This window comes from Halomonas sp. ALS9, from assembly GCF_001651035.1.
In the GTDB taxonomy this organism is placed as follows: Bacteria; Pseudomonadota; Gammaproteobacteria; order Pseudomonadales; family Halomonadaceae; genus Vreelandella.
This window is the reverse complement of sequence record NZ_LXRG01000065.1, coordinates 39,275-64,984: the sequence shown is the minus strand read 5'-3', so window position 1 is coordinate 64,984 and position 25,710 is coordinate 39,275. Positions and strand designations below refer to the sequence as shown.

The window sequence follows — 25,710 nt, the reverse complement described above, 5'->3', positions numbered from 1 at the left end:
ACATGCATCAATAGCGTTTAGAGGTGAGGTGGCCAATGACGACTCCCGAACAAGCGTCTTATGTGTCAGCCGTGCGTAAAGGTCGCGGGGCAACTTACGATCCGCACAACCGTTTTGCGCCCAGCCGTAGCGTGGCAGAAGACGACGGTTGGTGGCGGGAGGAAACATCCACCACTATCGCCACCGAAGTACGTGAGGAGGTGAGCAAAAGCGCGCTCTCCTGGAATAAATCACCGGATTTACCTTTCGACCGCTCGCTGAACCCCTACCGCGGCTGTGAGCACGGCTGCGTTTATTGCTACGCCCGCCCCTCCCACGCCTACTGGGATTTATCGCCAGGGCTGGATTTTGAAACCAAATTGATTGCCCGCAGCGGATTAGTGGAGCTTTTAACCGAAGAGCTTTGTCATCCCAACTATGTGTGCCGCCCCATCAATCTTTCCGGCAACACCGACTGCTACCAACCGCTTGAAGCCAAACACCAAACCACTCGGCGGTTGCTTGAGCTGCTGTTGGAGTGCCGCCATCCGGTAACGCTGGTGACTAAAAGCACCCTGGTGCTGCGCGATTTAGAGCTACTCGCGGAGATGGCCGAACACCGCTTGGTACGCGTATTTGTCAGTTTGACCAGCCTGGATGCCAATTTGAAACGCACACTAGAGCCACGCGCAGCGTCGCCTCAAGCACGCTTACGAGCTATTCGTGAACTGAACACCGCGGGCATTCCCGTGGGCACGCTGATTTCGCCGGTTATCCCAGGGCTGACGGATCATGAAATCGAAAACCTTTTGGAAGCCGCCAGCCGCGCAGGGGCACGCACCGCCGCCTGGATGTTGCTGCGCTTGCCCTACGAAGTGGCACCACTTTTTGAAGCCTGGTTAGAAGCCCACTACCCGGAACGCGCCGCTAAAGTGATGAGCCTAATGCGCCAGTGTCGCGGCGGTAAGGCGTACGATGCCAAGTTTGGTAAACGCTTTCGCGGTGAGGGTGCCTTTGCGGATTTAATCGCCCAGCGCTTTGCCCGTGCCAGCCGCCAGTGGAAGTTGCAGGATCGCACAGAGCAGGGTTTGAACACCCGAGATTTTCGCCCGCCACGAGCGCAGCAGGATTTATTCATTTAAGCTAAGCGGCACATGCATCCATTAGCTGCAAAGGAAGCCGAATGCCCGTGCTTAGCAAAACCAAATCGAGTTTTTACCGCCGCTTATATGTCGCCCATTTGATCGAACAAGGTATCGCCAGCGTGCCTGCATTAATTGAGGCCACCGGCATGCCGCGGCGCACCGCCCAGGATACGATCGCCTCCCTGGCCGAGCTGGATATCGAGTGTGTATTTACTAAAGATGACGGCGAGCGCCACAACATTGGCCGCTACCAAATACGTGACTGGGGCGCGATAGATCCAAGCTGGGTAGCGACAAATGCCGAACGGCTTAAACAGACGCTTGGCTATTCGCTTTAATGCAACTTACCTTAATCCTCTTCATCCGGTTCAGCCCACGCTAGTCTCGCAGCATTAAGGGTCACTGTTAACGAGCTAGCCGCCATGGCAAGCACTGCGACCAACGGCGGTATGGCCATCAGCAACACTAGCCCGAGTGCCAAGGTGTTATAGAGCGCCGAAAAGAACAGGTTCTGCACCATAATGCGCCGGGTGCGTTTGGCAATGCCAAGCAGTTTTACGACCCCACCTATTCCAGGTGTCATTAACTGTGCGGAAGCCCCTTCTCGGGCAGCTTCGCTGGCATTCAACGGAGCAATGCCAACATCTGCCGCGGCCAGGCTTAAGGTATCGTTTAAGCCATCCCCTACGTAGAGTGTCGGCGATGGCAACCCTTGCAATAGCCGCGCCTTGGCTTCCGGCGAGCGTTGGGCATAGCAAGCTTCACGGGCAAGCCCCACCCGCTCGCCTAGCCAACTCACCGCGCCCTGCCGGTCACCGCTGATCATCGCCACCACATACCCGGACGCTAACAGATGTTTTACGCTGGGCTCGGCGTCGTCCACCGGTTGATCGGAGAGATAGAACGTCGCTAACCAGCCCGCCTCATCGGCTACCATCACTTGAGAAGCAAAAGCCAGCGCTACGTCTTCCGCTTGGTCAGGCAGAACGATGCGCTGGCGAGCCATCCAGCTAGCGCTGCCCACCGACAGCCATTCGCCGCTACTTAACTTCACTCGGCGCCCTTCCCCAGGCACTTCATTGATCTCTTCGCACGGTTCCGATTGTTGATCGCCGAGGCTACTTGCCCAGCGTGCTAGCGCTTGTGCCAAGGGATGTTCGCTACCCGCAACGGCGGCACTAAGCATGCGTTGTAGGGCTTGCTGATCAATACCCTCCCGCGCCTGCCAGTGAAGCACTGCATGGCTACCGGTGGTTAGGGTGCCGGTTTTATCCAGCGCGACCGAGCGAATGCGCGCCAGAGTTTCAAGCGCTGCCGGGTCGCGCAGTGCCACGCTTTGCTGCATGGCCTGGCCGCTACCCGCCAGACTTGCCAGCGGCACGGCAAGCCCCACCGCGCAGGGGCATGCCACAACTAACACCGAAAGCGCGCGCACAAAGGCATCTTCCCAGCCCAGCCCCAATAACAGCGTAGCGGGCAGTGTCAGTAACGCGAGCACCAGCGCTAGCGGGCTTAGCCAGGCGGCAAAGCGGTCAGCGAGCTTCTGCAATTCGCCTTTTTTGGCCTGATAGCGGCGCATTTCATCACACAGCCGATCCAGTCGACGTTTGCCCACTCCAGCGCTGACCTGCATGACGATGGGCGTGGTACCCAGATAGCGGCAGCCCGCGTATATCGCCTGCCCTGCATTAAAGTGCCGCGGCAGGCTTTCGCCAGTCAGTGAGGCGGTGTCGACCCAGCCTGGCTCTTCAAGGATGCCGTCAAGTGCTACCAACTCGCCGGGCGCTAGCTCAACGCGCATTCCCGCGTTCACGTGATCTACGGGCAGCGATGTCCAGGCTTTCTCTTGCCAAACCGTTATATTCACATCTGGCAGCGTCAGGGTATCCAATGCTTTTACCCCCCGATGGCGGCACAGCGTTTCCACCAGCCGCCCAACGAGTAAAAGCACAATTAGCATTACCGCCGTGTCGAAGTAGACCTCTGCAGAGCCGCGCCATAGCAGCCATACCGAAACCATCACCGCGCCGATAACACCCAGGCTAACCAGCACGTCCATACCCGGGCGCTTGGCCAGCAGCGTGCGCCACCCAGCCCGGTAAAACGGCATGCCTGCGAACAGCACTACGGGCAGTGAAAATGCCCCCGACACCCACGCCAACACCAATTCAACCCGCTCCGAAGGCAATGCACCCGCATATATCAATAGTGAAGCCAGCATCGTCCACATGCCAAACAACGAGCCGACCATCAGCCTAAGCGTTAGGTAGCGGCTCTCCGCTTCTAAACGCGCATGGGCGTCCCCCACCGGTTCAAGCTCTGTCAGCCGATAGCCCAGGCGCTTAACCTTTGCGGCAAGTGTTGAGAGCTGGGTAGCAGCAGGCGTGCCGCTAATGCAAAGCGTTGCGCTTGGGTAGTGCACGCTAACCTCACGCACACCTTCAAGACGCTTAAGCGAGCCCTCCACGGCTAGGGCACAGCTGGTGCACCACATACCGTGTAGGGTATAGAGCTGCTCATCCTCTTTGCTAAGGGCATCGCTTACAGGCAAGGCGGAATGCCCATAATCGGCATTGCCGCAAACACAACGCCCAAGGTAGAGAAAAGATACAGCCCGGCGGACACCGAAGCATTAAAGCGCAGCCGCCCTTCATGGCGTTTGGCCATGCGGCAACAGCCCACCGTTAACGCTGCCAGTAACGCAATCGCCGCGATACTGACCACAAGCAGCATGGCATTCACTAAATTAAAAACCCCTTGCTCGGGAGCAGGCGGCGCGACTGCGCACGCGACCGCATGCCCGCCGTAAACGGCGACGAACCAGATACACCATAGCGTTAAGCCAATGACAAAATGTAACGGATGGGTAAGATGTAAACGCTGCATCGTGATGGACATTAGCTTAGCTCCCTATTACACGAGGCAACACGGCAAGCGCGCCCACGAGTATCCAGAAGGTCACCAGGTTATAGCGCCACCACTGGGCAACCACGGCGGGCTCGAAAGGCGCATGGGCACCCACATAGCCATAGCCCACCCGCAGGCCCTGGAGCAGAACAAGCACGGCGCCTAAACCGCCGTGTAGCAGAGCATAGGCCAGCCCGACCATAATGATTGCATCATGGGAGGTCTCGGTAACCGCCAGGTCTGCACTCAACAGCACCCATAGCGTTATCGCTACCTGCACAAAGCCTAGGGCACTGATGCAATACATGCCGATTGCCAAGCCAGTATCCTTACCCTGGCGCAAACCGCCCACCAGTTTTTCGAGAATTGCCGCGCCAGCGGCTAGCGCCACCCCGGCAAGAATCAGCCCCACCAAGGAGAGCGGTGAAGTCTCGGGCATCCGCCACTCGGGGGACACCGTCCACAGGTAAAACCAACCAAATAGATACGAGAGGAAGAACGAGCCATTGGCGAGCAGCGTGATTGACATGGCCCATAGGCCGGGCCCATCCATGGTACGCGAGTGCAGCGGCGGATCGCCGGGTGCTACCTCGGCATCCGGGGCAGCTTTTGGATGCGCGCCGTTCTCCCAAGACCAGCGCAACAGAAATAGCCCCGCAATAATCACCGCAATGCCCGCCAACGGATAAAGACGCGTTAGTAGGCTAATACAGACGACTGCCAGCGCCATGGCAGCAAACAGTGGCCACCATGAGTTACCCGGCAGGTGAATGATCTCGCGCACTTTGCCCGTTATCGGGTCGGTGCCCCACATTTCCCGGCGGCCGTGAGTCGCCACTGCCAGGCTATGCTGACCTTCTGCCATGGTGCGGGGCAGGTCGGGATTATCCCAGAGCGGATGCCGCGTCTCGACGCTGGGTAGGCTGACAAAGTTATAGGCGCTGGGCGGCATGTTGTTAGCCCACTCAAGGGTGTCCGCATTCCAGGGGTTATGCTTGGCAGGTTTGCCGAAACGGAAGTGCAGTGCAAAATCGAGCAGCACCATGGCAATACCCGCAGACATGATAAAGCTACTCATGGACGAGAGCAGGTTGAAAATATCCCAACCCATGCCCGTCTCATAGGAGTAAACCCGCCGCGGCATGCCCAGCAGCCCCGTCCAGTGCATGATCAGGAAGGTGCCGTTAAAGCCCAGGAAGGTCAGCCAAAAACCCCATTTACCCAGCGTTTCAGACGGCATCCGCCCGGAAAACAGCGGCAGCCAGTAGTAGAGCCCGGCAATTAGCGGGAAAAACATTCCGCCCACCAACACATAGTGCATATGCGCTACGACAAAGTGGGTATCGTGCACCTGCCAGTTAAACGGCACTAGCGCCAGCATTACCCCGGTTAGGCCGCCACACACAAAGATAATCAGGAAGCCCATGATCCATAGCATCGGCAGCTTCATCTTGGGCTTACCCAGCCATAGCGTGGCCAGCCACACAAACACCTGAATCGCTGTGGGCACCGCCACCAACATACTGGCGGCGGAGAAGAACGCCTGAGCCAACTGGGGGATGCCCACGGTAAACATGTGGTGAACCCAGAGACCAAAACTGATAAAGCCTGTCACGGCAATGGCAAACACCACCCAGCCATAGCCAACAATCGGACGGCCAGCGAACACCGGTATCAGCGTGGAGACTATGCCCGCTGCGGGCAGAAAGATGATGTACACCTCGGGATGGCCAAACAACCAGAACAGGTGCTGCCAAAGAATCGGGTCACCGCCACCCGCCACTTCAAAAAAAGGCATTCCCACCGCACGCTCAAGTTCCAGCAGAATGCTGCCCAGAATCAGTGGCGGGAAGCCGACCACGATCATCAGCGCCATGGCGAGGATATACCAGGCAAACAGCGGCATTTTGTGCAGCGCCATGCCCTGGGTGCGGGTACGCAGAATCGAGACCACCAGCTCGACCCCGGCAGACAGCGCGGAGATCTCAACAAAGGTAATGCCTAGCAGCCAAAAATCGGAGCCCAACCCCGGTGAATACTCGCTGCTGCTAAGCGGGGTATACATAAACCAGCCGCTGTCCGGCGCCATCTCTAACACCAAACTAAACGACAGGATGATGCCGCCAAACAGATAGCACCAGTACCCCAGCGATGTCAGCCGAGGGCAGACCAGATCCCGGGCACCGATCATTTTGGGGATCATATAAATCGCCAGCCCTTCCAGCATGGGGATGGCGAACAGGAACATCATCACCGTGCCGTGCATGGTGGTGACTTGGTTATAGATATCCGGCGACATAAAGTCTTGATCGGGGAGCGCCAGCTGGGTGCGCACCAGCATGGCCAGCAGGCCACCAATCAAAAAGAACACCATCCCGGTAACCATAAAACGTAGGCCGAGCGTGGTGTGGTTAACAATGGTGAGGGCTTGCAAGCCACGTGGGTTGCCCCAGATCTCGTGCAAGTCGCTGTGCAGTTGATGGGGGCCTTTGATGTTATCGCCTTCGGGGGTCGCTTCACGGTTGATAGTGGTCATGGGGTGAGCGTCTCCAGCCAAGCACCCAGGCTCTCCAAGGTGGCCGTCTCAATATCATCGTGGGGCGGCATTTTATTGCCCGGCTTTAAGTCTTGATGGTGCTGAAGCCAGCGGGTTATCGCTCCTTTCTCCATAGCCATAATGCCCGCCCCGAGGCTGGTGCGGCTGCCAAGATCAGAAAGATCCGGCCCCTCCCTACCAGAGGAGAGTCCTGCTACCCGGTGGCAGCTCGCGCAATGGGTCATAAAGGCCTCCCTGGCCGAGTCATGCTGTTGGTCGTTTACCGCTAGCGCCGCCAGTTGATCCGTCTGGCGCGCGGCCAGCCAAGCCTCGTACTCGTCGCGCTCGACGGCTTCTACATAGAGCTGCATTTGGGCATGCTGGGCACCGCAGAACTCTGCGCACTGGGCGCCAAATACCGTCGGTTCATCCGCTTCCAAGCGGATTTTATTAACGCGCCCAGGAACCATATCGATCTTTCCCCCCAGACGCGGCACCCAGAAGGCGTGAATGACATCAGCACCAGTAACATGAAAATCGACCGGCTCTCCCGCCGGCATAATGAGCTGATTAGAGGTCACCACCTCACCCCCTTCCGCCCCCGGGTAGCGCACTTCCCACCACCACTGATGGCCGATAACTTCGATGACTTCCGGTGGATCTGCTAACGGCAGCGGCAATAAACGCTGTCCAGTGGGCACCCCGAAGGCCAGTAGCGCGGTAATGCTCGCCACTGGTAGCACAATGCCGCCACCTATAATCCAACGGCGCGCTATTTTGCGCTCATCCGCAGGCGTTCGTACCACCTCTTTGCGCTTGAAGGTATACAGCCAAAAAGCCGTAACCAGCACTAGAACCACGGTGCCAAACCCCAGCATCACCCACCAGATCATCACCACGTCTCGCGCGGCCTGGCCAGCCGGGTCTAGAATAGACTTATCCCCTGCGCAACCGGTTAGCAACAGTCCAGCCAGGAGCGCCAGCGTTATGCCAAGCGAGTTGACCCGCTGTAGGGTTAAGCGTTGAATAGTGTGCCTTACCCTTTGAATTGCTGTTTCTGCCCACAGGAAGTGACCATGGCAAAACCTCGTCAGCGCTCGATTAAAAGCCGCGCCTCTCTCGCCGGCCACCCGCTTCATCCCGTGATGATTCACTTTCCCGTCGCAGCCCTGATGGCGCTGGTGGCAAGCGATATCGGTTACCTGCTGAGTGGCGATCCCTTCTGGTTGCGCGCTGGCCTGTGGCTGGCAGGCATCGGCGCATTTGGCGGCTGGATTGCCAGTACGGCAGGCATTATCGATCTGGTCACTGTACCGCGCATTCGTCGCCTGATTACCGGCTGGAGCCATGCCATCGTCGCGGTGGTGATGCTCTCGTTGGCGTCGCTGAACTGGCTGCTGCGTTTTAATGACCCGAGTGCGATTCTGCCCTGGGGGCTGGCCGTCTCGCTGGTCACCGCCGCGTTGATCGCCCTGGCGGGCTGGCTGGGTGGCCAACTGGTGTATGAACACGCGGTGGGTGTCGAGGTGGAGGATTAACGACAATACGTTAGATGTCATCGTGTTAGCTCCAATCCAGCGGTTTTGCTAACACAAACCCCAGCACGCTTAGAATGCCTGCCAGGGCTAAACACAGCGCGGCCCAGTTGGCGGGCTTAACCCAGCGGTAGTGGCCCATCTCAAGACGCAGTATTAACCAGCCAAAACAGCCGTGCGCAGCCACCATGGCCACCACGGCACCCAGCTTTAAGATCAGCCAGCCACCCAGCAGACCATGAACAAGAAACAGCAGCGTGCCTGAGGCAATCGCCACCAGGGCAGCTGGAGTAGCAATAGAGTTATAGAAGAACCGCGGCATAGGCGGCGTGCCCTGGGCAAAACCAGAGTCTTTGCGCAGTTGCAGCGTCTGGCTGAGTAAGGCGGGCAGATAAAGCAGCGAGCCGCACCAGATCACTAGCGCGGCAATGTGAAGCAGTTTAAGCCAGGGCATCGGAGCTTCCTTGCGTTGCATAAGGCGGGATCAAATCACTCCTTAACCTTAGTCAAAACACCCTCATCTGGCTAGCCGCTTAACTCACTTGTATCTCGTAACCCGTGAATTTGCGGAGATTAATCACGCCGCTATCAAGGATCAAATACTGCCCTTTTATGCCTTGCAGCACGCCTTCCACCAGCGGCTGTTTATCAAAATTATGCGATACCACTTTTTTGGGGAAAACGCTGACGGGGTAGTGAAAGTGTTGCGCTGGCTGTTCCAACAAACGGATAGCATCCGCGCCATGAGTCTCGCGCAGTTGGTTCAATCCATCGGCTAGCAAAGTCAGCAAACGGTCACGCTCGGCGTTTAAATCCATGATCTCGACGTCGCCTTTGAGCATGGCCCGCCAGTTAGTGCGGTCGGCCACCTGCTCTTTAAACAGCATTTCGACAAAGCCGGACTGCTGACGCGTATCCACTTCAAGAATCGGCAGCGCCTGAATCGCGCCTTGATCCAGCCAGCGGGTAGGCATTTGGGTTTTGCGGGTAATGCCGACCTTGAGCCCAGAGGAGTTGGCCAAATAGACGATGTGGGGTTGGAAGCAGTGCCGCTCGCCCCACTCCGGCTCACGGCAGGTACCTTGAAAAAAGTGGCAGGTTTCCGGCTTCATGATGCAGGTATCGCACTGGGCTAACCGCTTGAAGCAAGGGTAACAGTGGCCCTGGGCAAAGCTCTTCTTGGTCGCCCGCCCACAGTGGGTACAGGCTATGGCACCTGTCCAACGCAAGCTAAGCGGCTCACCAATGCGCTCGTTTAGCGCAACCCGGTGCTCGCCCGCGCGCAAGTGGTAATCGACCTGTTCGTCTTGGCGGCTGGGTAGCGCTGCCGCCATTTTGCTTAAACAGCCCCGTACTGAAAAGCCCGGTACTGCCGCTTCAATCACGCGTGGCATCCCGTGCCAAGCCCGCCATTTCAGGCGTTACGCCAGCGCCGCTGGCCGCCGCTCCGCAGGTACGCTGCTCTAGGTAGCCTACGCGGTTCTCTTCCGGCACGTTGTTCTCTGCTTCGAAACGCATGACTGCTTCCAGGCAGAGTTCGGTCTGTTCCGGCGTTAAGCGGCGTCCGTCGGGCCACTTGCGCAGCGATACTGCCTGTTTAAGGCTTTCGTAAATAGCAGGGGTCATCTGGTTGATCATTTTTTCGAACGTCATTTCGCTCATTGCAGGCCTCTTAGCGGTTTTTCAAACGGCGGGATGAATAATACCAGCCTGTGACCAACCCCACGAGTAGACCGCCCAAATGTGCTTCATTAGCGACATTGCCAAAGCCGACGCTGCCCGCCATATCGGTCATAGTGAACACCATCCAACCGAGCATAAACACCACCAGCATTTGCGGTACAAAGAAGCCACTTTGAGGAACCCGGCGTGACATCAACCAAACGTGGGCCAGTAAGGCATAAACCACCCCTGACATGCCGCCAAATAGCACGGTGCCGGTCGCGTACTGCGCCACATTCGCGCCAATGCCCGCTACGATAAGCAGCAGTAGCATGGTGCGACTGCCCTGTAGCGCTTCAATCTGGCGCCCGAAATACCACACCCACATTAGGTTGAATATTAAGTGCATCCAGCCAAAGTGCAGAAAAGCAGGCGATAGCAAGCGCCATACTTGGCCTGAGGAGAGCGTTTGCGACAGATTACCGAATACCAGTTCGCCACCAGAAATACCTATCGGCACAATGGTTAAAGAGACAATCAACTGGTCGCCAAAAAGACCTATTAGTGCAAAAACCACTAGGCTAATCGCTACTATCAGCCCCGTCACCGGCACTTGGCAAAGCAATACCACCAGAGTGGCGATGTTATATGACCGCTTAGCAGGCTGTTGAAGCACTAATGGTTCCCCACGCAACCAATTTTCTACCAAGGCGCGGAGCTCATTGTATTGGCGAGGGTCGGCGATCCAAAGCACTCTGCGGCCAGAGTACTCACCGGTAATGCGATGACCAATACGGTAACGCCAAAGCGCCTGGCGAAGTTCACTCGTATCCGCGTGATCGGGCAGAAGCATCACTGGATGCATAACATCCCTCTAATCAAGGCGCTGACGGCATGTTGACCGCAGCGAGTAGCTATTGAACATAACGACTGAATTTGCCGCACGGCTGCCAACATACAGGCGAAAAAAAACCGGCGGTGGGGACCGCCGGAGAATAAAAGCAAGGGATCATTCAAGGGAACACTTACTCTGATAGCCGACGGCAGGGTTAGTTCAGCCATTTTGAAAAAAATATGTAATTTTATGTAACAAAATGAAGCGTTTGTTAATCAACAAAGGTTAATCAAAGTCGATTTCCCAGGGTTTGGGCAACGCCCGCTCTTCTTTTGGCACCTTAATCCAGACAAAATGATCCGCATTTAAGACCGTCTCACCACTCCAGCGATAAGCCACTAAACGCCCATATTTGACGGCACTATAATCCAGACAGGCGATATTATTCGTCGGCAGTGCCGGTATGCCTTCACACCAGTAGTGGCCGATAAACAGCGGCGGCTGTTCTGGCCCGTAATAGCTAAGCTTCTGGCGCTCTTTATGGGTCAATTCACGAGTCTCAAGATCACCGGGCAGGTTATCCGGCTGGAAGACCACATCACCCCACTGCTGAGGAGCCTGGGCCCAAAAATGGGCACGAAAGCTTTTCCGCGTAAAGCCATCACCAGAGTGTATCGCAATACCCGCAGGCAGCGAGACATGCGCCCCCCGGGTTAGACGATCCAAGATTCGAAACGCCTGGGTGGTGGGGTCGGTGGACTCAATCAGAAACTGTGTATCCATGCAGCCGTCTGGGCGGCGCTGTTTAAGCTCCTCAATCAGCGCCTCATCCCAACAGGCATGCACCACGCGGATACCATCTATTTCCAAACACAGTGGGATGGTTTTAAACCACGCCAAAGTGTCTTCCCACTCGTTGGTATAGTCGCGATACTGCTCTAGGGTGTCTTGAATAATACGATTATGCCGCGGCGTATGCTCGCGCAACCAGCGTTTGTGGCTCCCAGCGGGACCAGGGTGGGTATAAGCCAGGGCGTTATATTCGTGATTGCCCATGACAATATACGCCTCGCCTTGCTCGACCATTCGTCGGGCAATGGTGACCGCCAGGCGAATCCTTGGGCCGCGATCAATCAGATCGCCCAGAAATATCACTTTGCGACGGGGGTGGCGATACACGCCGTTGCGCTGATGGTAACCCAGCTTTTCCAGCAGTGAGGCCAGCGTGGCGCCGCAGCCGTGAACATCCCCAATAAGGTCGTAGCCCTCCATACTCAATCCCCCAGCCGATTGCTCCAGCCTAATTTGCTGCGCAGCACTTCATAGAAATTATGGCCGATGGGGTGCACCAGTTGGACACGCTCAGGCTTGCGGGTAATCACCAACACATCGTTGGGTTTGGCTACCGCTCGGGTCTGTCCATCGCAGCTGATGTGCGGATAAGATTGATTGGTTTCGCCAATATGAATGCGTATCTCGCTGGCGGCATCAATCACAATGGGGCGACTCGACAGGGTATGCGGGAACATTGGCACCAGCGTCACCACATCAAGCTTGGGGTGCATAATCGGCCCGCCACCAGAAAGCGCGTAGGCCGTAGAGCCGGTGGGGGTAGCGACAATCAAGCCATCGCTGCGCTGGCTGTACACAAACTGCCCATCAATAAACAGTTCGAACTCAATCATGCGCACCGCTTTACCGGGGTGCAGTACGACTTCGTTAAGTGCATCACCATTACCCACAGCAACGCCATTACGATAAAGCACGGTATCGAGTAAAAAACGCTGCTCAACCTCAAACTCCCCCGCCAGCACTTCGCCAACGCGGGTTTCCAACTCATCAGGGGAGATATCGGTGAGAAACCCCAAACGGCCACGGTTAACGCCTAAAATCAGCGTACCGCTTCGACATAAAGCACGTGCTGCACCCAGCAAGCTGCCATCTCCTCCCACCACAATCACCAAGTCACAAAGCTCACCCAGCATGCGGCGACTTGCTTCCGGTTGGCCGTGGTGTGGCAAGGCGGTGGCGGTGCGGTCTTCTACCAACACCGAGTAATCATGGGCAGTCAGGTAGGTCATTAGCCGCTGAAGGGAATCGACCACTTTGTCGCTCCCCAGCCGACCAATCAGCCCAATCGTTTTAAAGGGCCTGCTTGATTGATCGTTGGAGGGCGACACAGTCCCTGACTTAGCGCTTGCTGATAAGGTGTTGCTCATGGGCCGACTCTCGCTAACGTAAGCCGCCATTATGGAGACACCTCTGCTATCGGGCAAATAGGCTTAGCTAACGACCACTTGACGGCGCTGGCACCACCAATGGTTGAGCCATAGGGAGGCTGCCATGATCAGAGCACCCAGCAACAAACGCGGAATATCCGCATCGCGGTTCCAAATGACCAAGTTGACGATCAACCCAGCCGGTACCAACGCATTGTTCATAATCGCTAGGGTGCCCGCATCCACTTTGGTAGCGCCCTGGTTCCAGGCGAAATAACCCACGCCAGAGGCCACTAAGCCTAGCCAAGCCAGCACACCCCACTGGAGTGACGTGGTCGGTAGCGCGGCGCTGTTGCCAAACAGCAAATAGGCGGGCAAAGCCACCACCATCGCGCCAATAAAAAACCAGCCAAAAACGTTATGCCATGCCAGGGTGGGTGGTAAATCAGCGGCTAGGCGACGATAGCCTACTTGGCCAAGCGCGAAGCAGAGGTTTGCCCCCTGTACGACTAAAAAGCCTGCCCAGAATCCGCTATCAACGCCGTCGTAGCGAATAACACCCGCCCCGATGACGGCGAGCAGCGCAGTGACGATATAGATCGGCGTAAAGCGCCCAAACAGCAGATCATCCAGGAGTGCGATATAAATAGGCGTAAAGATGGTGAACAGCAGGACTTCAGGTACTGACAGCAGTAAAAAAGATTGGTAGAAGAAGGTGTACATTACCCCCAGTTGGATAGCGCCTAAACCCATGAGCGCCAGCCGCTGTTTACCCCGCAGCAGGCTGGGGCGTAAAAACGGCAAGAACACCAGCGTGGCAAGCGCTACCCGCAGGAGCACCGCAAAGTAGCTGTCGACCTGGCCCGCTAGATAAACCCCTATCAGCGAAAAGGAGAAGGCCCACAGGGCCGTGACGCCGATCAGATAACCCATCGTAAACCTCAATCTATTATTTAGTTTACGCGAATTATACGCACTTGGACGAAGCTGCCAAGCAGTAAACGTCTATGAACGGCGTTAGTTAACGCTGCTGCAACCACCAACATGCATATACAACGCCGGGCAGCCAGCCCGCTAGCGTGAGCAGCACGGCTAAGCCTACCCGTTTGCTGCCTCCCAGGGTTAAACCCACCGCCAGCGGTGGCAGAAATATCGCCAGCGCATAATAGGCAAGCTTTAACGCGCCAGGCTCCGACCCAGTTTGCTCTGTTTGTGGCCCAGGGGCCGCTTTGGGTGATTCAACCTGGGCAGTCGCAGGTTCAGCTTTTGGGGGCGGCGTGAAGTGCTCCACAGTGCTGGCAGCAGGCTCTGCTGCAGCCTTCGCGGCCCGCTCCTGGGCAAGCCGATGAGCTTCTTTATCAATTTTCTGCTCCAGGGTTTCAGCCCCGTCAGCAAGGTCATCGTGGTGACGCTCCCAATCTTCCCAATCATGAGGCGTCCCCGATTTTGGCCGTTGGTGCCCGGAACCCCGCGCACGCTCCCAAGCTTTCTCTTCCAAGGTGTTCGGCCGGTCAGGGTCTCGGTCAAGCCCCACCCCTTTGCGATTTAAGTACTCACGTGCATCCATGGGTGGCTCCTTTATGCGTTAATTTGCGGGTCATTTGAGTAGTTAGAAAATTAACGGCTTAGAAAATTCATTATCTACAGCGTTGAATAAAGACGGCTTGCAGGTAAAACACAACGGTTTAAATCACCTACAGTTAAAGAGTCGTTGCTACTTTAGCACCTAGACTGATCAGATCGCTTTGCTTGCGATGCCCTGCTTGCCATGGCGATGAACAAGATGAACAAGATGAACAAGATGAGCAAGGAGTGTCCATGATGAATAGAGCAACCCCCAACATCGTTCGCGATATCATGTCCCGCGATTGCTACCGTGTCTCACCCAACGCGTCGGTTACCACCCTGGCTAAAGGGCTGGCACTGCACCGCCTACCCGGCGCGCCGGTCGTGGATGATGCTGATCGTTTAATCGGCTTTATTTCAGAGCAGGATGTCATGGGCCGTGTGCTGGACAGTATTTACCATGATGACGAAGCACCTTTGGTAAAAGAAATGATGCGTCACGAAGTGCTCAGCGTCTCCCCCAATAAAAGCATCACCGACCTGGCCCAGGAGATGCTTGGCTCAAAACCTAAAGTCTATCCGGTGGTTGAGCAGCAGCGGCTGGTAGGCATCGTGACACGACGTGATATCCTGATAGCGCTATTAGCTATACGCCGCCATTAGCAGGGTTATTAAACGGGTAAGCAATCGATAGAAAAATCTATAGCCAAAAAAAACCGCTACTCAGTGAGTAGCGGAAGCAAGGGATCAAAACAATAGAGCCAGAACAACAACTTTAGCGACTGCTATCGCGATGTTGCCTGTACATACTCAGACACGCGATGAAGGAAAAGTTCGCAAAAAAGTAAAAATTTCGACCCAAGCGGCGTCAAGCGTATAATTTAGGAGCAATTTTTTAATTAATGATGCCTGGGAGCACCGCGAATGGCGCTGTATCTATTGGTGTTTGGGGTGTGCTTGTTGGTGATTGGTGCGGTAATGCTGGTGCTAATGACCTCAAGCACCCCCCGCTACCGCACTGAACCCAATGACTTACTGGCGTTGTTTGATAAAGCGCTCAACAGCCAAGTAAGCGAAACTGAGTGGAATGCGATGATCGGCTACCCAATTCGACACAATGAGTACCTGGACGGCATTAGACGCCGTGCCGCGCACTTAATGGAACAGCACGGACGACGCTGGATGGTTGCTCAAGGCAAACCGTTACTCAATCAAGAAGGGCAGGCAGAACTTCAGGCCCTACGCGACCACTTATACGCCCACACAGCCCTCCGCGAGCAGTAGCGGTTCAGCAGACCTATTGCGATAAAGGAGTCCTGCATGCCTAGCACCATCCGACAAATTCCGTTAGCCAGCGCAACGCAGCACCATACCCATGATTTTCATCAGATTGTGATTACCCTATGCGGCTCTTCAGAATTTGAAATTGAAGGCTTAGGTGGAAGGGTTAATGCCTTTTCGGGCTGTATCGTGCCCGCAAATCACGAACACTACTACTCGGGTTACGGGCACAATCGGCAATTAATTTTCGATCTCCCCGAAGACGCCCCCGCGCTCACCGGTGAGAACCGCGAACTGGTAGCACTGTTTGATGCGCCGCGTTTTTTTGGCCTGGATAATGCGCTGCAACACTATTTAGCGTTTATGCAAAGCGAACTTGCTCAAGGGTTTGATACCTCGACTGATTCCTTTCAGCAAGACCGCTTGGCCGCCACGCTGCTGGGCTCCCTTAAAGCGCGCCTGGGGTCAACCGCTAACACTGCACAGCAGCGCCTGGATTTGACGCGCATTAACCGCTTTATTCGGCAGCATCTCGCTGAAGACCTGCGCGTGGCCGATTTAGCACGGCTCGCCTGTTTAAGCGAAGCACATTTTTCCGACTGCTTTCGTGCCCAAACCGGGCTTTCGCCCTGGCAGTATGTCAAACGCCAACGTCTAAATGCAGCACGCCAACTGATCCTACAAAGCCGCCTCCCTCTTACTGATATTGCCATTCAAACTGGCTTTGCCAATCAAAGCGCGCTCTCCCATGCATTTCGCCGCAGCTACGGTTTGTCGCCGCGCAAACTGCGTCAAGCGGAGGTGCCACCGGTCGCCATTAACCCGTCAAACGCTGCTTTAGGGCCACTAGCAGGCCAGCAGAAACTCTACTAAAGTCGTATAACAGCCCTTCTTGCCGCGAAATTGACACGTTTTGCCCTGAAATCAACATACACCAAAGGGAGCAGCACTCTACATTCGCTTATTTGCGTATGTCGCTAGACGATGAGTGAGCCACTCATCAATATCAACAACCTGAACGCCTGAACAGGAAACTAACGTATGGTCGACAATAATATAGGGATCACTGCTTACAAAGGCACCAACAAGCCCTCTGACTCGATTCTTGGCAGATGCTCGTTAGGCCTTTTGACGTGAATAAACAACAGGGTTAATAAAAACAACGCGGTTTACTACCGGACTCTACCCGGTGACCGCACTAATAGGTCGGACCTAGTTCCTTCCTGACGAACTGGAGAAGTTACATGGCTATTGGTGTTTGGATCAGTCTCATAGCGTACTTTGCGCTCATGGTTGGCATCGGTATTTATGCGATGCGCAAATCCACCTCTTCCTCTGAAGATTACATGCTGGGTGGTCGTACCCTCAGTCCAAAAGTGGCGGCTCTATCGGCCGGTGCGTCAGACATGAGCGGCTGGTTGCTGCTGGGCTTGCCCGGGGCAATGTTCGTCTCTGGCTTGGGTTCCGCCTGGATCGGCATTGGTTTGCTCGTAGGGGCTTTATTTAACTGGATTCTGGTTGCTCCGCGCCTGCGTGAACAGACTGTTCACTATGGCAATGCGATCACCATTCCAGCGTTCCTGGCAAACCGCTTTCCCACCCGATCCATGTCACTGCGCACAGTGTCTGCCATCGTTATCGTGATCTTTTTCGCAGTCTATACCGCGTCAGGCCTAGTGGCAGGGGGCAAGCTGTTTGAAAGCGCGTTTTCCGGCATTTATAACTTCGGCGATATGAGCAACTACGCCATGGGCGTTATGATCACGCTGGGTGTAGTGCTTATTTATACGGTGGTTGGCGGCTTCCTGGCTGTCAGCATGACCGACTTCGTGCAGGGTTGCATCATGATGCTGGCACTGGTGATCATGCCAGCAGTTGTGCTATTTGGCGAAGGTGGCGGCGGCTTGTCACAGGCCACTCAGACCCTGAATGAAGTCGATCCCACCCTGCTTTCCTGGACGTCGGGGCTGACCTTTATCGGGTGGCTGTCTGCCGTGACCTGGGGCCTGGGTTATTTTGGCCAACCGCACATCATTGTGCGCTTCATGGCGATTCGTACACTCAAGGATGTGCCGATTGCCCGCAACATTGGCATGGGTTGGATGCTGATTTCTTTGATCGGTGCCGTTTCTTTAGGCATCTTCGGACGGGCTTACGCCATCCGTAATGGGCTAGATGTTCAAGATCCGGAAACGATCTTTATTATCCTGGCAGACCTGCTGTTCCATCCGCTGATTACCGGTTTCCTATACGCAGCGCTGCTTGCTGCGGTTATGAGCACCGTTTCCAGCCAGCTTCTGGTGGCGTCTTCGTCACTGACCGAAGACTTCTACCGCCTGTTCCTACACAAAAACGCAACTGAAGCGCAGTGTGTGGCCGTAGGCCGTGTCTGTGTAGTACTGGTGGGCATTGTGGCAGCGATTATTGCCTCTGACGAAAACTCCCAGGTGCTGGGGCTGGTTAGTAACGCCTGGGCAGGCTTCGGCGCCGCGTTTGGCCCGTTGATTATCCTGTCGTTAATGTGGTCACGCACCAACGGCAATGGCGCCATCGCAGGCATGATCGTAGGTGCTGTCACCGTTATGGTCTGGATCTCACTGGGCTGGAACGGTGAATTCCTGGGTGGCCCTGGTGTCTACGAAATTATTCCTGGCTTCATCGCTTCCTTCATCGCCATTCTGGTGGTGAGCAACGCGACAGCCGATGCCGGTGAATACCAGCATATCGATCGCAAGTAAGCGCCCAGGCGTACCGAGAGGGCTCCCGCGGGAGCCCTCTTTAGGTTGGCTATTTTGTTTGCTGTAAAAGTATGACTACATCCTAACCGACGCAGCAACGCCTGAGTGTCGGCTAGCAAGGAGAGACCCTGTATGAACGATCATCTGCATAGCGACGTGAGTGATCTACGCTCGCGCATTCGCAGCCACTACGACGCCAATGAGGCAGATGTGCTGCACGGGCTTGTCGAGCGTATCAAGCTGTCGGAGGATGACCGCAAGAAAGTCGCTGCCGTGGGCGCCAAGTACGTAGAGCGTGTGCGCAAGGAAAGGTCGCCTTCGATGATGGAAGCGTTCCTGGCCGAGTACGGGCTCTCGACCACCGAGGGCGTCGGCCTGATGTGTTTGGCAGAAGCGCTGTTGCGAGTGCCCGATGCCGAAACCATTGACGACCTGATCCACGACAAGATCGAGCCCTCCGACTGGGGCGCGCACCTGGGCAAATCTTCGTCATCCATGGTCAATGCCTCGACCTGGGCGCTGCTGCTAACCGGCAAGGTGTTGGAAGAAGATCCGAAAGGCCCGACGCGGGCGCTGCGGGGCCTGGTACGTCGCATGGGCGAGCCGGTAGTGCGTAAAGCGGTTGGTCAGTCGATGAAGATTCTTGGCCGCCAGTTTGTGCTCGGCCAAACCATCGAAGAGGGCATGAAGAATGCCCGTGAGCTGGAGAAACAGGGCTACACCTACTCCTACGATATGCTGGGCGAAGCGGCGCGCACCGACGAAGATGCCGTGCGTTATCATGAAGCGTATGCCAAGGCGATTACCGCCATCGCCGAGCAGGCCAAAGGCGACGTGCGCGGGAGCCCCGGTATTTCGGTGAAGCTCTCGGCGCTACACCCGCGCTATGAATACACCCACCGTGACACGGTAATGGCGGAACTTCTGCCCCGCGCCAAAGCGTTGGTGCAGCAGGCGGCCAAGGCCAATATCGGTTTCAATATCGACGCCGAAGAGCAAGACCGGCTGGATCTGTCCCTCGACGTGATCGAAGCGCTGATGGCCGACCCCAGCCTCGATGGCTGGGATGGTTTTGGGGTGGTCGTGCAGGCCTACGGGCGCCGCGCTGCGCCAGTGATTGAGACACTCTACGAACTGGCCGAGCGATACAACCGCAAGATTATGGTACGCCTGGTAAAAGGCGCTTATTGGGATACCGAGATCAAGCTGTCCCAGGAAATGGGTGTGAAAACATTTCCGGTTTTCACCCGCAAGGTCAACACCGACGTCAGCTACATGGCCTGCGCCCAGATGCTGCTCGATCGTCGCGATCGCATCTATCCCCAGTTCGCCACCCACAACGCCCACACCTGCGCTGCCGTAGCCGAGATGGCGGGTGACGACAAGGATAGCTACGAGTTCCAGCGCCTGCACGGCATGGGCGAATCGCTACACCATATTGTTAAAGAGACAGAAGGCACCCACTGCCGTATTTACGCCCCGGTTGGCGCTCACCGCGACCTGCTCGCCTATCTGGTTCGCCGCCTGCTGGAGAACGGGGCAAACTCCTCCTTTGTTAATCAAGTGGTGGATAGCTCAATTCCGGCAAGCGACGTCTCAAAAGATCCCATCGAAGGCTTTAAGCAGCTCGGCAACGACGTCTCAAGCCCGTTGATCCGCCAGCCCGGCGAGTTGTTTGAGCCTGATCGCAAGAACTCCAAGGGCTACCGCATCAACGAGCCTGCCTCGATCCTGCCGCTGCTTAATGCCCGCGAAGCGTTTGCCGACGCCACATGGATCGCAGGCCCGATGCTGGTAGGCAACCCCGCTCCCCAGGGCCCGGCGCGCGATGCCCTCTCCCCCGCCGACGATTCGCGGGTAATCGGCAAGGTGCATGAAGCCACCCCGGAAGAGGTCGCCACTGCTCTCGACGCCGCTGAGCAAGGCTTCAAAGAGTGGTCTGCACGCCCGGTGGCCGAGCGCGCAGCAGTACTGCGCCGCACCGCCGATCTTTACGAGGAGCACATCGCCGAGCTAACCGTGATCACCACCCGCGAAGCGGGCAAAATGATGTTCGACGGTATCGCTGAAGTGCGCGAAGCAGTGGATTTCCTGCGCTACTACGCCAACGAAGGCGAGCGGCTGGAGGCCGAAGAACCCGGCAGCGCCCGCGGTATCTTCGTCTGCATTAGCCCGTGGAACTTCCCGCTGGCGATTACCACCGGCCAGATCGCTGCCGCCCTGGTGGCTGGTAACGCGGTGCTCGCCAAGCCTGCCGAGCAAACGCCGCTGATCGCTGCACGCGCCGTCGAGCTGATGCGCGAAGCTGGCCTGCCGGAAGCGGCCCTGCAGCTGTTGCCGGGCGACGGCCCAACGGTAGGCGGCCCGCTGACCAGCGACCCACGCATTGCAGGTGTTTGCTTTACCGGCTCAACTCCGGTGGCGCAGATCATCCACAAGGCGCTGGCCGAGAACGCGGGGCCTGATGCCGTGCTGATCGCCGAGACCGGTGGACTCAACTCCATGATCGTCGACTCCACGGCGCTCACCGAGCAGGCAGTTCGCGATATCCTGATCTCTTCCTTCCAGTCGGCCGGTCAGCGCTGTTCCGCGCTGCGCATGCTGTATGTCCAGGAAGAAGCCCGCGACCGGTTGCTCAATATGCTCTACGGGGCCATGGATGCACTCACCATTGGTGACCCCTGGAATACCGATACCGACGTATCACCGGTCATTGACGCCGACGCCCAGACCGAGATCAACGACTATGTGGCGGCACACGAGAAGAACGGCAAGGTGCTGAAGAAATTGGCTGCACCAGAAACCGGCACCTTCGTCACCCCGGCAGTCGTAGAAGTCGGCGGTATTGAGGATCTCGAACGTGAAATCTTTGGCCCTGTGCTACACGTGGCTACCTTTAAGGCGCGTGATATCGACAAGGTGGTCGACGATATCAATGGCAAAGGCTACGGGCTGACCTTCGGCCTGCATACCCGTATCGACGATCGCGTGCAGCAAATCGTTGAGCGCATTCATGTCGGCAACGTCTACGTCAACCGTAATCAAATCGGCGCCATCGTTGGCTCCCAGCCGTTCGGCGGCGAGGGCCTCTCAGGCACCGGGCCTAAGGCCGGTGGCCCGCTCTACGTGACGCGCTTCCGCCGCACCGCAGACGCGGAGCACGTTGAGGCGCCAGAAGGAACAGCCGTATCACTTGACGATCTCCAGTCGGCCCTTGATGGGCTGGATGCCCGTAACTGGGCGGTACGACCCAATCGCATCGAAGTGCTGCGTAAGGCGCTTTCTGGCAAAAACGGCGTGATCCGCAAGGCGCTTGCCGAAGCGGCAGCGCTGGACATGACGCCGCAGACCCTGCCGGGGCCAACGGGTGAGAGCAACCGCCTGGCGATGTACCCGAAGGGCGTGGTGCTGTGTCTAGGGCCAACCCTGGATATCGCCATTGCCCAGGCCGCACAGGCCCTCGGTGCAGGTTGCGGGGCTCTCGTAGTCGCCCCAGGTGCCGAGCAGGCTATGAAACCGCTGATCGATGCAGGGGCACCAGTAGCCGGACTCGATGGCAGCGTTTCAGCCGAGACGTTGAGCGAGGTTAAAGGCATCGCAGCGGTCGCTGCCGCTGGCGACAGCGACTGGACACGTGAGCTGCGTATTGCGCTTGCAAAGCGCGACGGCGCCATCATACCGCTTGAGACCCAAACCATCTCGCCGGATCGTTACGTGGTGGAACGACATTTGTGCATCGACACGACTGCGGCGGGTGGTAACGCCAGTCTGTTGGCAACGGCTGAATAGGTCAGTGCCTATGTAGGCACTTTGCGGCAATAGGTAATTAGGAGGTGAGCGGCTCGTTAATGCCGCTCACCCTCCCCCAGACTAAGAAAATACTGATCAATGTCTCAGCGACCAATGGTTAGTCACCTCGACAGAACCGGTTGTGTATGGACTTCAAAGCTAAGCTCTCCACCCTTAACATAAATCGTTCCAAAATCTCCTGAACACTCAAAACCTGTGCTCAATATCTTCAGCGAGTCAAAATTGCCAAAATCGACCTCTCCTGAGGTATCTTCGCACTTCGGCGCCGAATCCATAGGAGGTAGCCCAACGCATTCAATGATGTTCTGGAATGCCAACGTAGCTCTGCGGTAGCACGTATATTCGCCAGGCTTGGGAAGCATATAATGTTCAGACTCAGGCCAGATGCTGGCTTCAAGTTCGAAAATGACATGCCGCTCAAGGTGACGCCAGCCCAGGATAAACGAGTCATGTAGGTCAATGCCTCTGAATTGCTCCAAATCAGTCCAGTCCATGCCTACACCTAACACTCGGATCGCTGCGGATTTTTTCGGCAAAACTATTTGTTACTAGCTGACGCCTATTTCTGATAACTCAGCCAGTAACTCACTCATTACTATCTTGGGGTTTAATATTTGAGCAATTTCTTCGCTAAATTCCCCTTTAAATATTTTTACAGTAGCCCCAAGATCTATTTCACGCTCGTAATGCTCTGCTGCCCATACACAGTAATCATTAGGCATCCAAGTAGATATGGCTTCAAGGTCAATTAACGACTTTACAGACCTGCCATACTTTACCCACTTTGAATTTTTCAGAAACCAAATGCATGTAGCCTGATTCATACTAAACGCTGGCTCAGTGATGAAGTTTTCATATGCACTGGGCACTCTTTCTATTGCCTCCTTCAAGTCAGGCATTAGCCCGTCTTCTGGGCTTAAGCACTTGTAACCAGCAAGATCTCCCGAGATCCAAAGAAACCACTCCCCTCCGCATCCGTCACGGAGCGATCCCATTTCTTCTGAGTCAGACCAGTGTGAATTGTAAGAAAAATATCTGTATTGCCACTCTTGTTCGATTACCGCGTCGAGTAGAGCCAGGGTTTTTAATTTTTTGCGCAATTCTTCAATCATGGTTCACTCATAGTGTCTTAATCAGCCGATGCTTTAGTATCTGGCTGAATTAAATTGTCAGCACCTTTAATCCCCAACCCTTGCCAAAAATCGGCAGGATAGTGTAATTCTGGCTTGCCTACCCAGCCACGGCGTAGCGTCAATGCATAGCCATCTTCAACTTTAGAGTATTGAACCGATTGCAGAGCGATTTGATCCCAATCCCCAATAAACATTAACTCTGAAAGATTACTGGGATACTCTCCAAAGCGAGTTTTATGTAGTTCTATCAAGGAAATAGCTGTTTTAAAGTGCTGATCACCAAATTTTTGATCAGCCTCCTTTTTAAAATCACACCCAGTCAACAAAATAATCAAAACCAAAACGGACATCAGATACTTCATTAAATCTCCTTTGAGTTCTAACACAAAGCAAAACTACGTGAGCTTGCAATCATCCGCCAACCGCAGATTACGTATTGGTACGTTTGGTTATCTGTTTTATACAAGCTCATACGTTGTTAGCAACCATAAATTTGGGGCACGCCATGAGATCTCTTTGTAAGGCCCCAGTAGTTTCCCTTGATCTTGGAGACGTGCCATAAACCAACTAGGCGAAACCATGGATTTCGGGTCGTAGCTGAATACCACACCACGTGCATTTAGCTTGAGCATTAAATCAATTAGTTTAGAATTTTTCTCCACCCTTCCTTTTGGGGTGAAGGCAATTACACTATCTAAATCTAATTGCTCAAACGCACCACCCATATGAATCCTATGTTCGCTTATAGCGCGAACATAGGCCGGAGGCTGTTGGCCTTTCACCCCAAGTTTAATTTTGTATAGTGGGCATTTTCGCTTCATATTAGTTTACACATGGCGTCTGGCGTAACATCTTGTTAAGGATAGCTTTCTGCCCATTTTGATTGCCTAATATATAGTTTTATGAGTGCTTTGTAGCGCCACGGAAGCACATTCCAGCAACAGCGCCTTGTTATGCAAATTTTCTTGCAGCGGCCAAACCAGCATCAATATCCCATCCAGGCACTACCATCTCTAGCTGCTCATATGTAATCTCAGGGCCGGCAGAAACTAGGGCATCAAGTGCATCTTGGGACGGTGGTTTTCCATTTAATCCTGGGGCATCAGAAGCAATATCTCTTAGCAAGTCAGTTCCATTTAAGGAGCATGCTTTTAGCAGCCCTACACTATCAAAACCATCAGATAGGTTGTATTCAGCTCTATGCCATGTATCACCATCCCAACCATAAATAAAACCTATCCACTCGCCAAACGGCAATGGGCTTAGGTTGAAGCTCCACCACTCAGGTGCCCCCGCTAATAAATCTGTTTCCTCCTCGTCAAAGTATTTTGCCGCTTCCTTAAAATAAGTCTCAGTATATTCATGATCGTGGCCTATCATGACTGCTTGATGATTACTATTAAAGCGTAAACAAACCCAGTTGCCGCCTCCATCGTGGTACAGCCATTCGTTCGGAGTCGCGTATACATCAGCCCCCCAACCTCTCGCAGCTAAAACGGCAGCGAATGCGGCCCAACCATTGCGCAGCTCATCGGGCCGGGGAAGATTCAATTTAACTAAAGGCATATTTATAACTCAGGTGGTAATTCACATCTCAGGGGGCAGGTTGTTGCGGCGCGGGATCTAGCGAGCGGTCACTGACCTTTAACGCCTTGCACCGTATAGCTTTTTCGCTATGGCTGGTTGTTCAGTGTGAGTTAGCACTTTAGCTGATCACGCACACACATTAACGCAAAACCTAGCAAATTTAGACCTTGCCATTTATATGGATCAGATGTCGCTGGATCATCGGCGGCCAATCCAATACCCCAAATTTTGTCTACAGGGCTCGCTTCCACTAGAACCCTATCTCCAGTATTGAGTAAGAACGCTTTCAGCTCTGGGTTTTGAGAGAACTTAGCCAAGTTAGCCGAAACAACAATTTCAAACCTAATTTCAACCCAAATATCTTTATTGAAACCAACAACGCTACGCCCCATTTTTTTTGCTTCTCCGGGGGTTTTGCTAGAAAGCGCTTTTCTCCTCGCAATTTCATCGCCAAAAAGCTCAGCTTTTTTCGCCATCATGTAGTGCTCTGCAGTTAAGTAGGTCTGATTCCCTTTGACAAAAGGTGACTCATACCACTGGCTGAAACATGACGCTGAAACACCCGACTTTGGCTTTTGGTGGCCCCAAAAGAACACATATTTCACAGTGTTTCCGTGATTGATGTGATCTATCAATTCCTCTCTCGTTCTAATATTCACATCGGCACCACATCGCTTCTAATTTTGATGAACATATCGTTCAGGCGTACGTTATGATTTTAAGCCATTTTTACCAATGGAACATAATCGGGCGCCCCCCTACCCCTGATAACGTTGT

26 protein-coding genes are annotated in these 25,710 nt (G+C 55.0%); 8 read left to right on the top strand and 18 right to left on the bottom strand.

All coding sequences use genetic code 11. From position 1 onward, the window contains the following. Positions 1–35 precede the first annotated feature (35 nt). Together A6R74_RS04445 and A6R74_RS04440 are read left to right on the top strand one after the other, a co-directional pair. Positions 36–1,121 (top strand): PA0069 family radical SAM protein, encoded by a 1,086-nt coding sequence (locus A6R74_RS04445; protein ID WP_064233255.1) that lies wholly within the window; start codon positions 36–38, stop codon positions 1,119–1,121. Positions 1,122–1,162: 41 nt separating this feature from the next. Beyond that, positions 1,163–1,462: a winged helix-turn-helix domain-containing protein gene (locus A6R74_RS04440; RefSeq protein WP_064233254.1), complete on the top strand. Its 300-nt coding sequence runs from the start codon at positions 1,163–1,165 to the stop codon at positions 1,460–1,462. An 11-nt stretch (positions 1,463–1,473) separates the two neighbouring features. On the opposite strand, the gene A6R74_RS04435 is transcribed toward A6R74_RS04440, so the two are convergent. Genes A6R74_RS04435 through coxB form a run of 4 tightly spaced genes read right to left on the bottom strand, consistent with a single transcriptional unit; the run spans position 1,474 to position 7,634 of the window. Next, positions 1,474–3,618: a heavy metal translocating P-type ATPase gene (locus tag A6R74_RS04435; RefSeq protein WP_064233567.1), complete on the bottom strand. Its 2,145-nt coding sequence runs from the start codon at positions 3,616–3,618 to the stop codon at positions 1,474–1,476. A gap of 47 nt (positions 3,619–3,665) precedes the next feature. Next, complete coding sequence (locus tag A6R74_RS04430) at positions 3,666–4,022, bottom strand: hypothetical protein (protein ID WP_082906596.1); 357 nt, start codon at positions 4,020–4,022, stop codon at positions 3,666–3,668. Positions 4,023–4,026: 4 nt separating this feature from the next. After that, positions 4,027–6,567, bottom strand: a complete 2,541-nt coding sequence (ctaD, locus tag A6R74_RS04425; protein ID WP_064233253.1) for a cytochrome c oxidase subunit I — start codon at positions 6,565–6,567, stop codon at positions 4,027–4,029. Then, on the bottom strand, positions 6,564–7,634 hold the full coding sequence (coxB, locus tag A6R74_RS04420; protein ID WP_064233565.1) for a cytochrome c oxidase subunit II: 1,071 nt from the start codon (positions 7,632–7,634) through the stop codon (positions 6,564–6,566). Before coxB ends, ctaD begins: the two co-directional genes overlap by 4 nt. Positions 7,635–7,643: 9 nt before the next feature. Between coxB and A6R74_RS04415 the strand changes: the two genes are divergently transcribed. After that, positions 7,644–8,105 carry a DUF2231 domain-containing protein gene (locus A6R74_RS04415; protein ID WP_064233564.1) on the top strand — a complete coding sequence of 154 codons (462 nt, stop codon included), beginning with the start codon at positions 7,644–7,646 and terminating at the stop codon, positions 8,103–8,105. A 25-nt stretch (positions 8,106–8,130) separates the two neighbouring features. On the opposite strand, the gene A6R74_RS04410 is transcribed toward A6R74_RS04415, so the two are convergent. The 8 genes from A6R74_RS04410 to A6R74_RS04375 all read right to left on the bottom strand — a co-directional run bounded on the left by A6R74_RS04410 (position 8,131) and on the right by A6R74_RS04375 (position 14,385). Beyond that, complete coding sequence (locus A6R74_RS04410) at positions 8,131–8,556, bottom strand: CopD family protein (protein ID WP_064233252.1); 426 nt, start codon at positions 8,554–8,556, stop codon at positions 8,131–8,133. A 79-nt stretch (positions 8,557–8,635) separates the two neighbouring features. Then, complete coding sequence (locus tag A6R74_RS04405; protein ID WP_240488173.1) at positions 8,636–9,436, bottom strand: DUF2797 domain-containing protein; 801 nt, start codon at positions 9,434–9,436, stop codon at positions 8,636–8,638. Between the two features lie 43 nt (positions 9,437–9,479). Next, positions 9,480–9,764, bottom strand: a complete 285-nt coding sequence (locus tag A6R74_RS04400; RefSeq protein ID WP_064233250.1) for a YeaC family protein — start codon at positions 9,762–9,764, stop codon at positions 9,480–9,482. 10 nt (positions 9,765–9,774) lie between these two features. Further along, positions 9,775–10,629, bottom strand: coding sequence for a rhomboid family intramembrane serine protease (locus A6R74_RS04395; protein WP_064233249.1), 855 nt, complete (start codon positions 10,627–10,629; stop codon positions 9,775–9,777). A 255-nt stretch (positions 10,630–10,884) separates the two neighbouring features. Continuing rightward, positions 10,885–11,871: a metallophosphoesterase gene (locus A6R74_RS04390; protein WP_064233248.1), complete on the bottom strand. Its 987-nt coding sequence runs from the start codon at positions 11,869–11,871 to the stop codon at positions 10,885–10,887. Between the two features lie 2 nt (positions 11,872–11,873). Continuing rightward, a complete protein-coding gene (locus tag A6R74_RS04385) occupies positions 11,874–12,818 on the bottom strand; it encodes an NAD(+) kinase (protein WP_064233247.1) in 945 nt (314 codons plus the stop codon). A 63-nt stretch (positions 12,819–12,881) separates the two neighbouring features. Then, the gene (locus tag A6R74_RS04380) at positions 12,882–13,751 is read right to left on the bottom strand and encodes a carboxylate/amino acid/amine transporter (protein ID WP_064233246.1); all 870 of its coding nucleotides are present in this window, start codon (positions 13,749–13,751) and stop codon (positions 12,882–12,884) included. 88 nt (positions 13,752–13,839) lie between these two features. Then, a complete protein-coding gene (locus A6R74_RS04375; RefSeq protein WP_064233245.1) occupies positions 13,840–14,385 on the bottom strand; it encodes a YqaE/Pmp3 family membrane protein in 546 nt (181 codons plus the stop codon). Between the two features lie 254 nt (positions 14,386–14,639). Here A6R74_RS04375 and A6R74_RS04370 point away from each other — a divergent pair, with 254 nt between their 5' ends. The 5 genes from A6R74_RS04370 (at position 14,640) to putA (ending at position 22,192) form a co-directional block, all read left to right on the top strand. Further along, a complete protein-coding gene (locus tag A6R74_RS04370; RefSeq protein WP_064233563.1) occupies positions 14,640–15,047 on the top strand; it encodes a CBS domain-containing protein in 408 nt (135 codons plus the stop codon). A 261-nt stretch (positions 15,048–15,308) separates the two neighbouring features. Then, positions 15,309–15,668, top strand: a complete 360-nt coding sequence (locus A6R74_RS04365; protein WP_064233244.1) for a hypothetical protein — start codon at positions 15,309–15,311, stop codon at positions 15,666–15,668. Positions 15,669–15,704: 36 nt separating this feature from the next. Further along, positions 15,705–16,538, top strand: coding sequence for an AraC family transcriptional regulator (locus A6R74_RS04360; RefSeq protein ID WP_064233243.1), 834 nt, complete (start codon positions 15,705–15,707; stop codon positions 16,536–16,538). A gap of 371 nt (positions 16,539–16,909) precedes the next feature. Then, on the top strand, positions 16,910–18,403 hold the full coding sequence (gene putP, locus A6R74_RS04355; protein WP_064233242.1) for a sodium/proline symporter PutP: 1,494 nt from the start codon (positions 16,910–16,912) through the stop codon (positions 18,401–18,403). Positions 18,404–18,535: 132 nt separating this feature from the next. After that, positions 18,536–22,192 carry a bifunctional proline dehydrogenase/L-glutamate gamma-semialdehyde dehydrogenase PutA gene (putA, locus tag A6R74_RS04350; protein ID WP_064233241.1) on the top strand — a complete coding sequence of 1,219 codons (3,657 nt, stop codon included), beginning with the start codon at positions 18,536–18,538 and terminating at the stop codon, positions 22,190–22,192. A 122-nt stretch (positions 22,193–22,314) separates the two neighbouring features. Here the strand turns inward: putA and A6R74_RS04345 are convergent, their stop codons facing one another. The 6 genes from A6R74_RS04345 to A6R74_RS04320 form a co-directional block, all read right to left on the bottom strand. After that, positions 22,315–22,707, bottom strand: a complete 393-nt coding sequence (locus A6R74_RS04345) for a hypothetical protein (protein WP_064233240.1) — start codon at positions 22,705–22,707, stop codon at positions 22,315–22,317. A gap of 54 nt (positions 22,708–22,761) precedes the next feature. Then, positions 22,762–23,325: a hypothetical protein gene (locus tag A6R74_RS04340; RefSeq protein WP_064233239.1), complete on the bottom strand. Its 564-nt coding sequence runs from the start codon at positions 23,323–23,325 to the stop codon at positions 22,762–22,764. 17 nt (positions 23,326–23,342) lie between these two features. After that, positions 23,343–23,708, bottom strand: coding sequence for a hypothetical protein (locus A6R74_RS04335; protein WP_064233238.1), 366 nt, complete (start codon positions 23,706–23,708; stop codon positions 23,343–23,345). Positions 23,709–23,804: 96 nt separating this feature from the next. After that, on the bottom strand, positions 23,805–24,071 hold the full coding sequence (locus A6R74_RS04330) for a hypothetical protein (RefSeq protein WP_082906595.1): 267 nt from the start codon (positions 24,069–24,071) through the stop codon (positions 23,805–23,807). 226 nt (positions 24,072–24,297) lie between these two features. Next, the gene (locus A6R74_RS04325) at positions 24,298–24,912 is read right to left on the bottom strand and encodes a hypothetical protein (RefSeq protein WP_064233236.1); all 615 of its coding nucleotides are present in this window, start codon (positions 24,910–24,912) and stop codon (positions 24,298–24,300) included. Between the two features lie 131 nt (positions 24,913–25,043). Further along, the gene (locus A6R74_RS04320) at positions 25,044–25,592 is read right to left on the bottom strand and encodes an NADAR family protein (RefSeq protein WP_205634139.1); all 549 of its coding nucleotides are present in this window, start codon (positions 25,590–25,592) and stop codon (positions 25,044–25,046) included. Positions 25,593–25,710 lie beyond the last annotated feature (118 nt).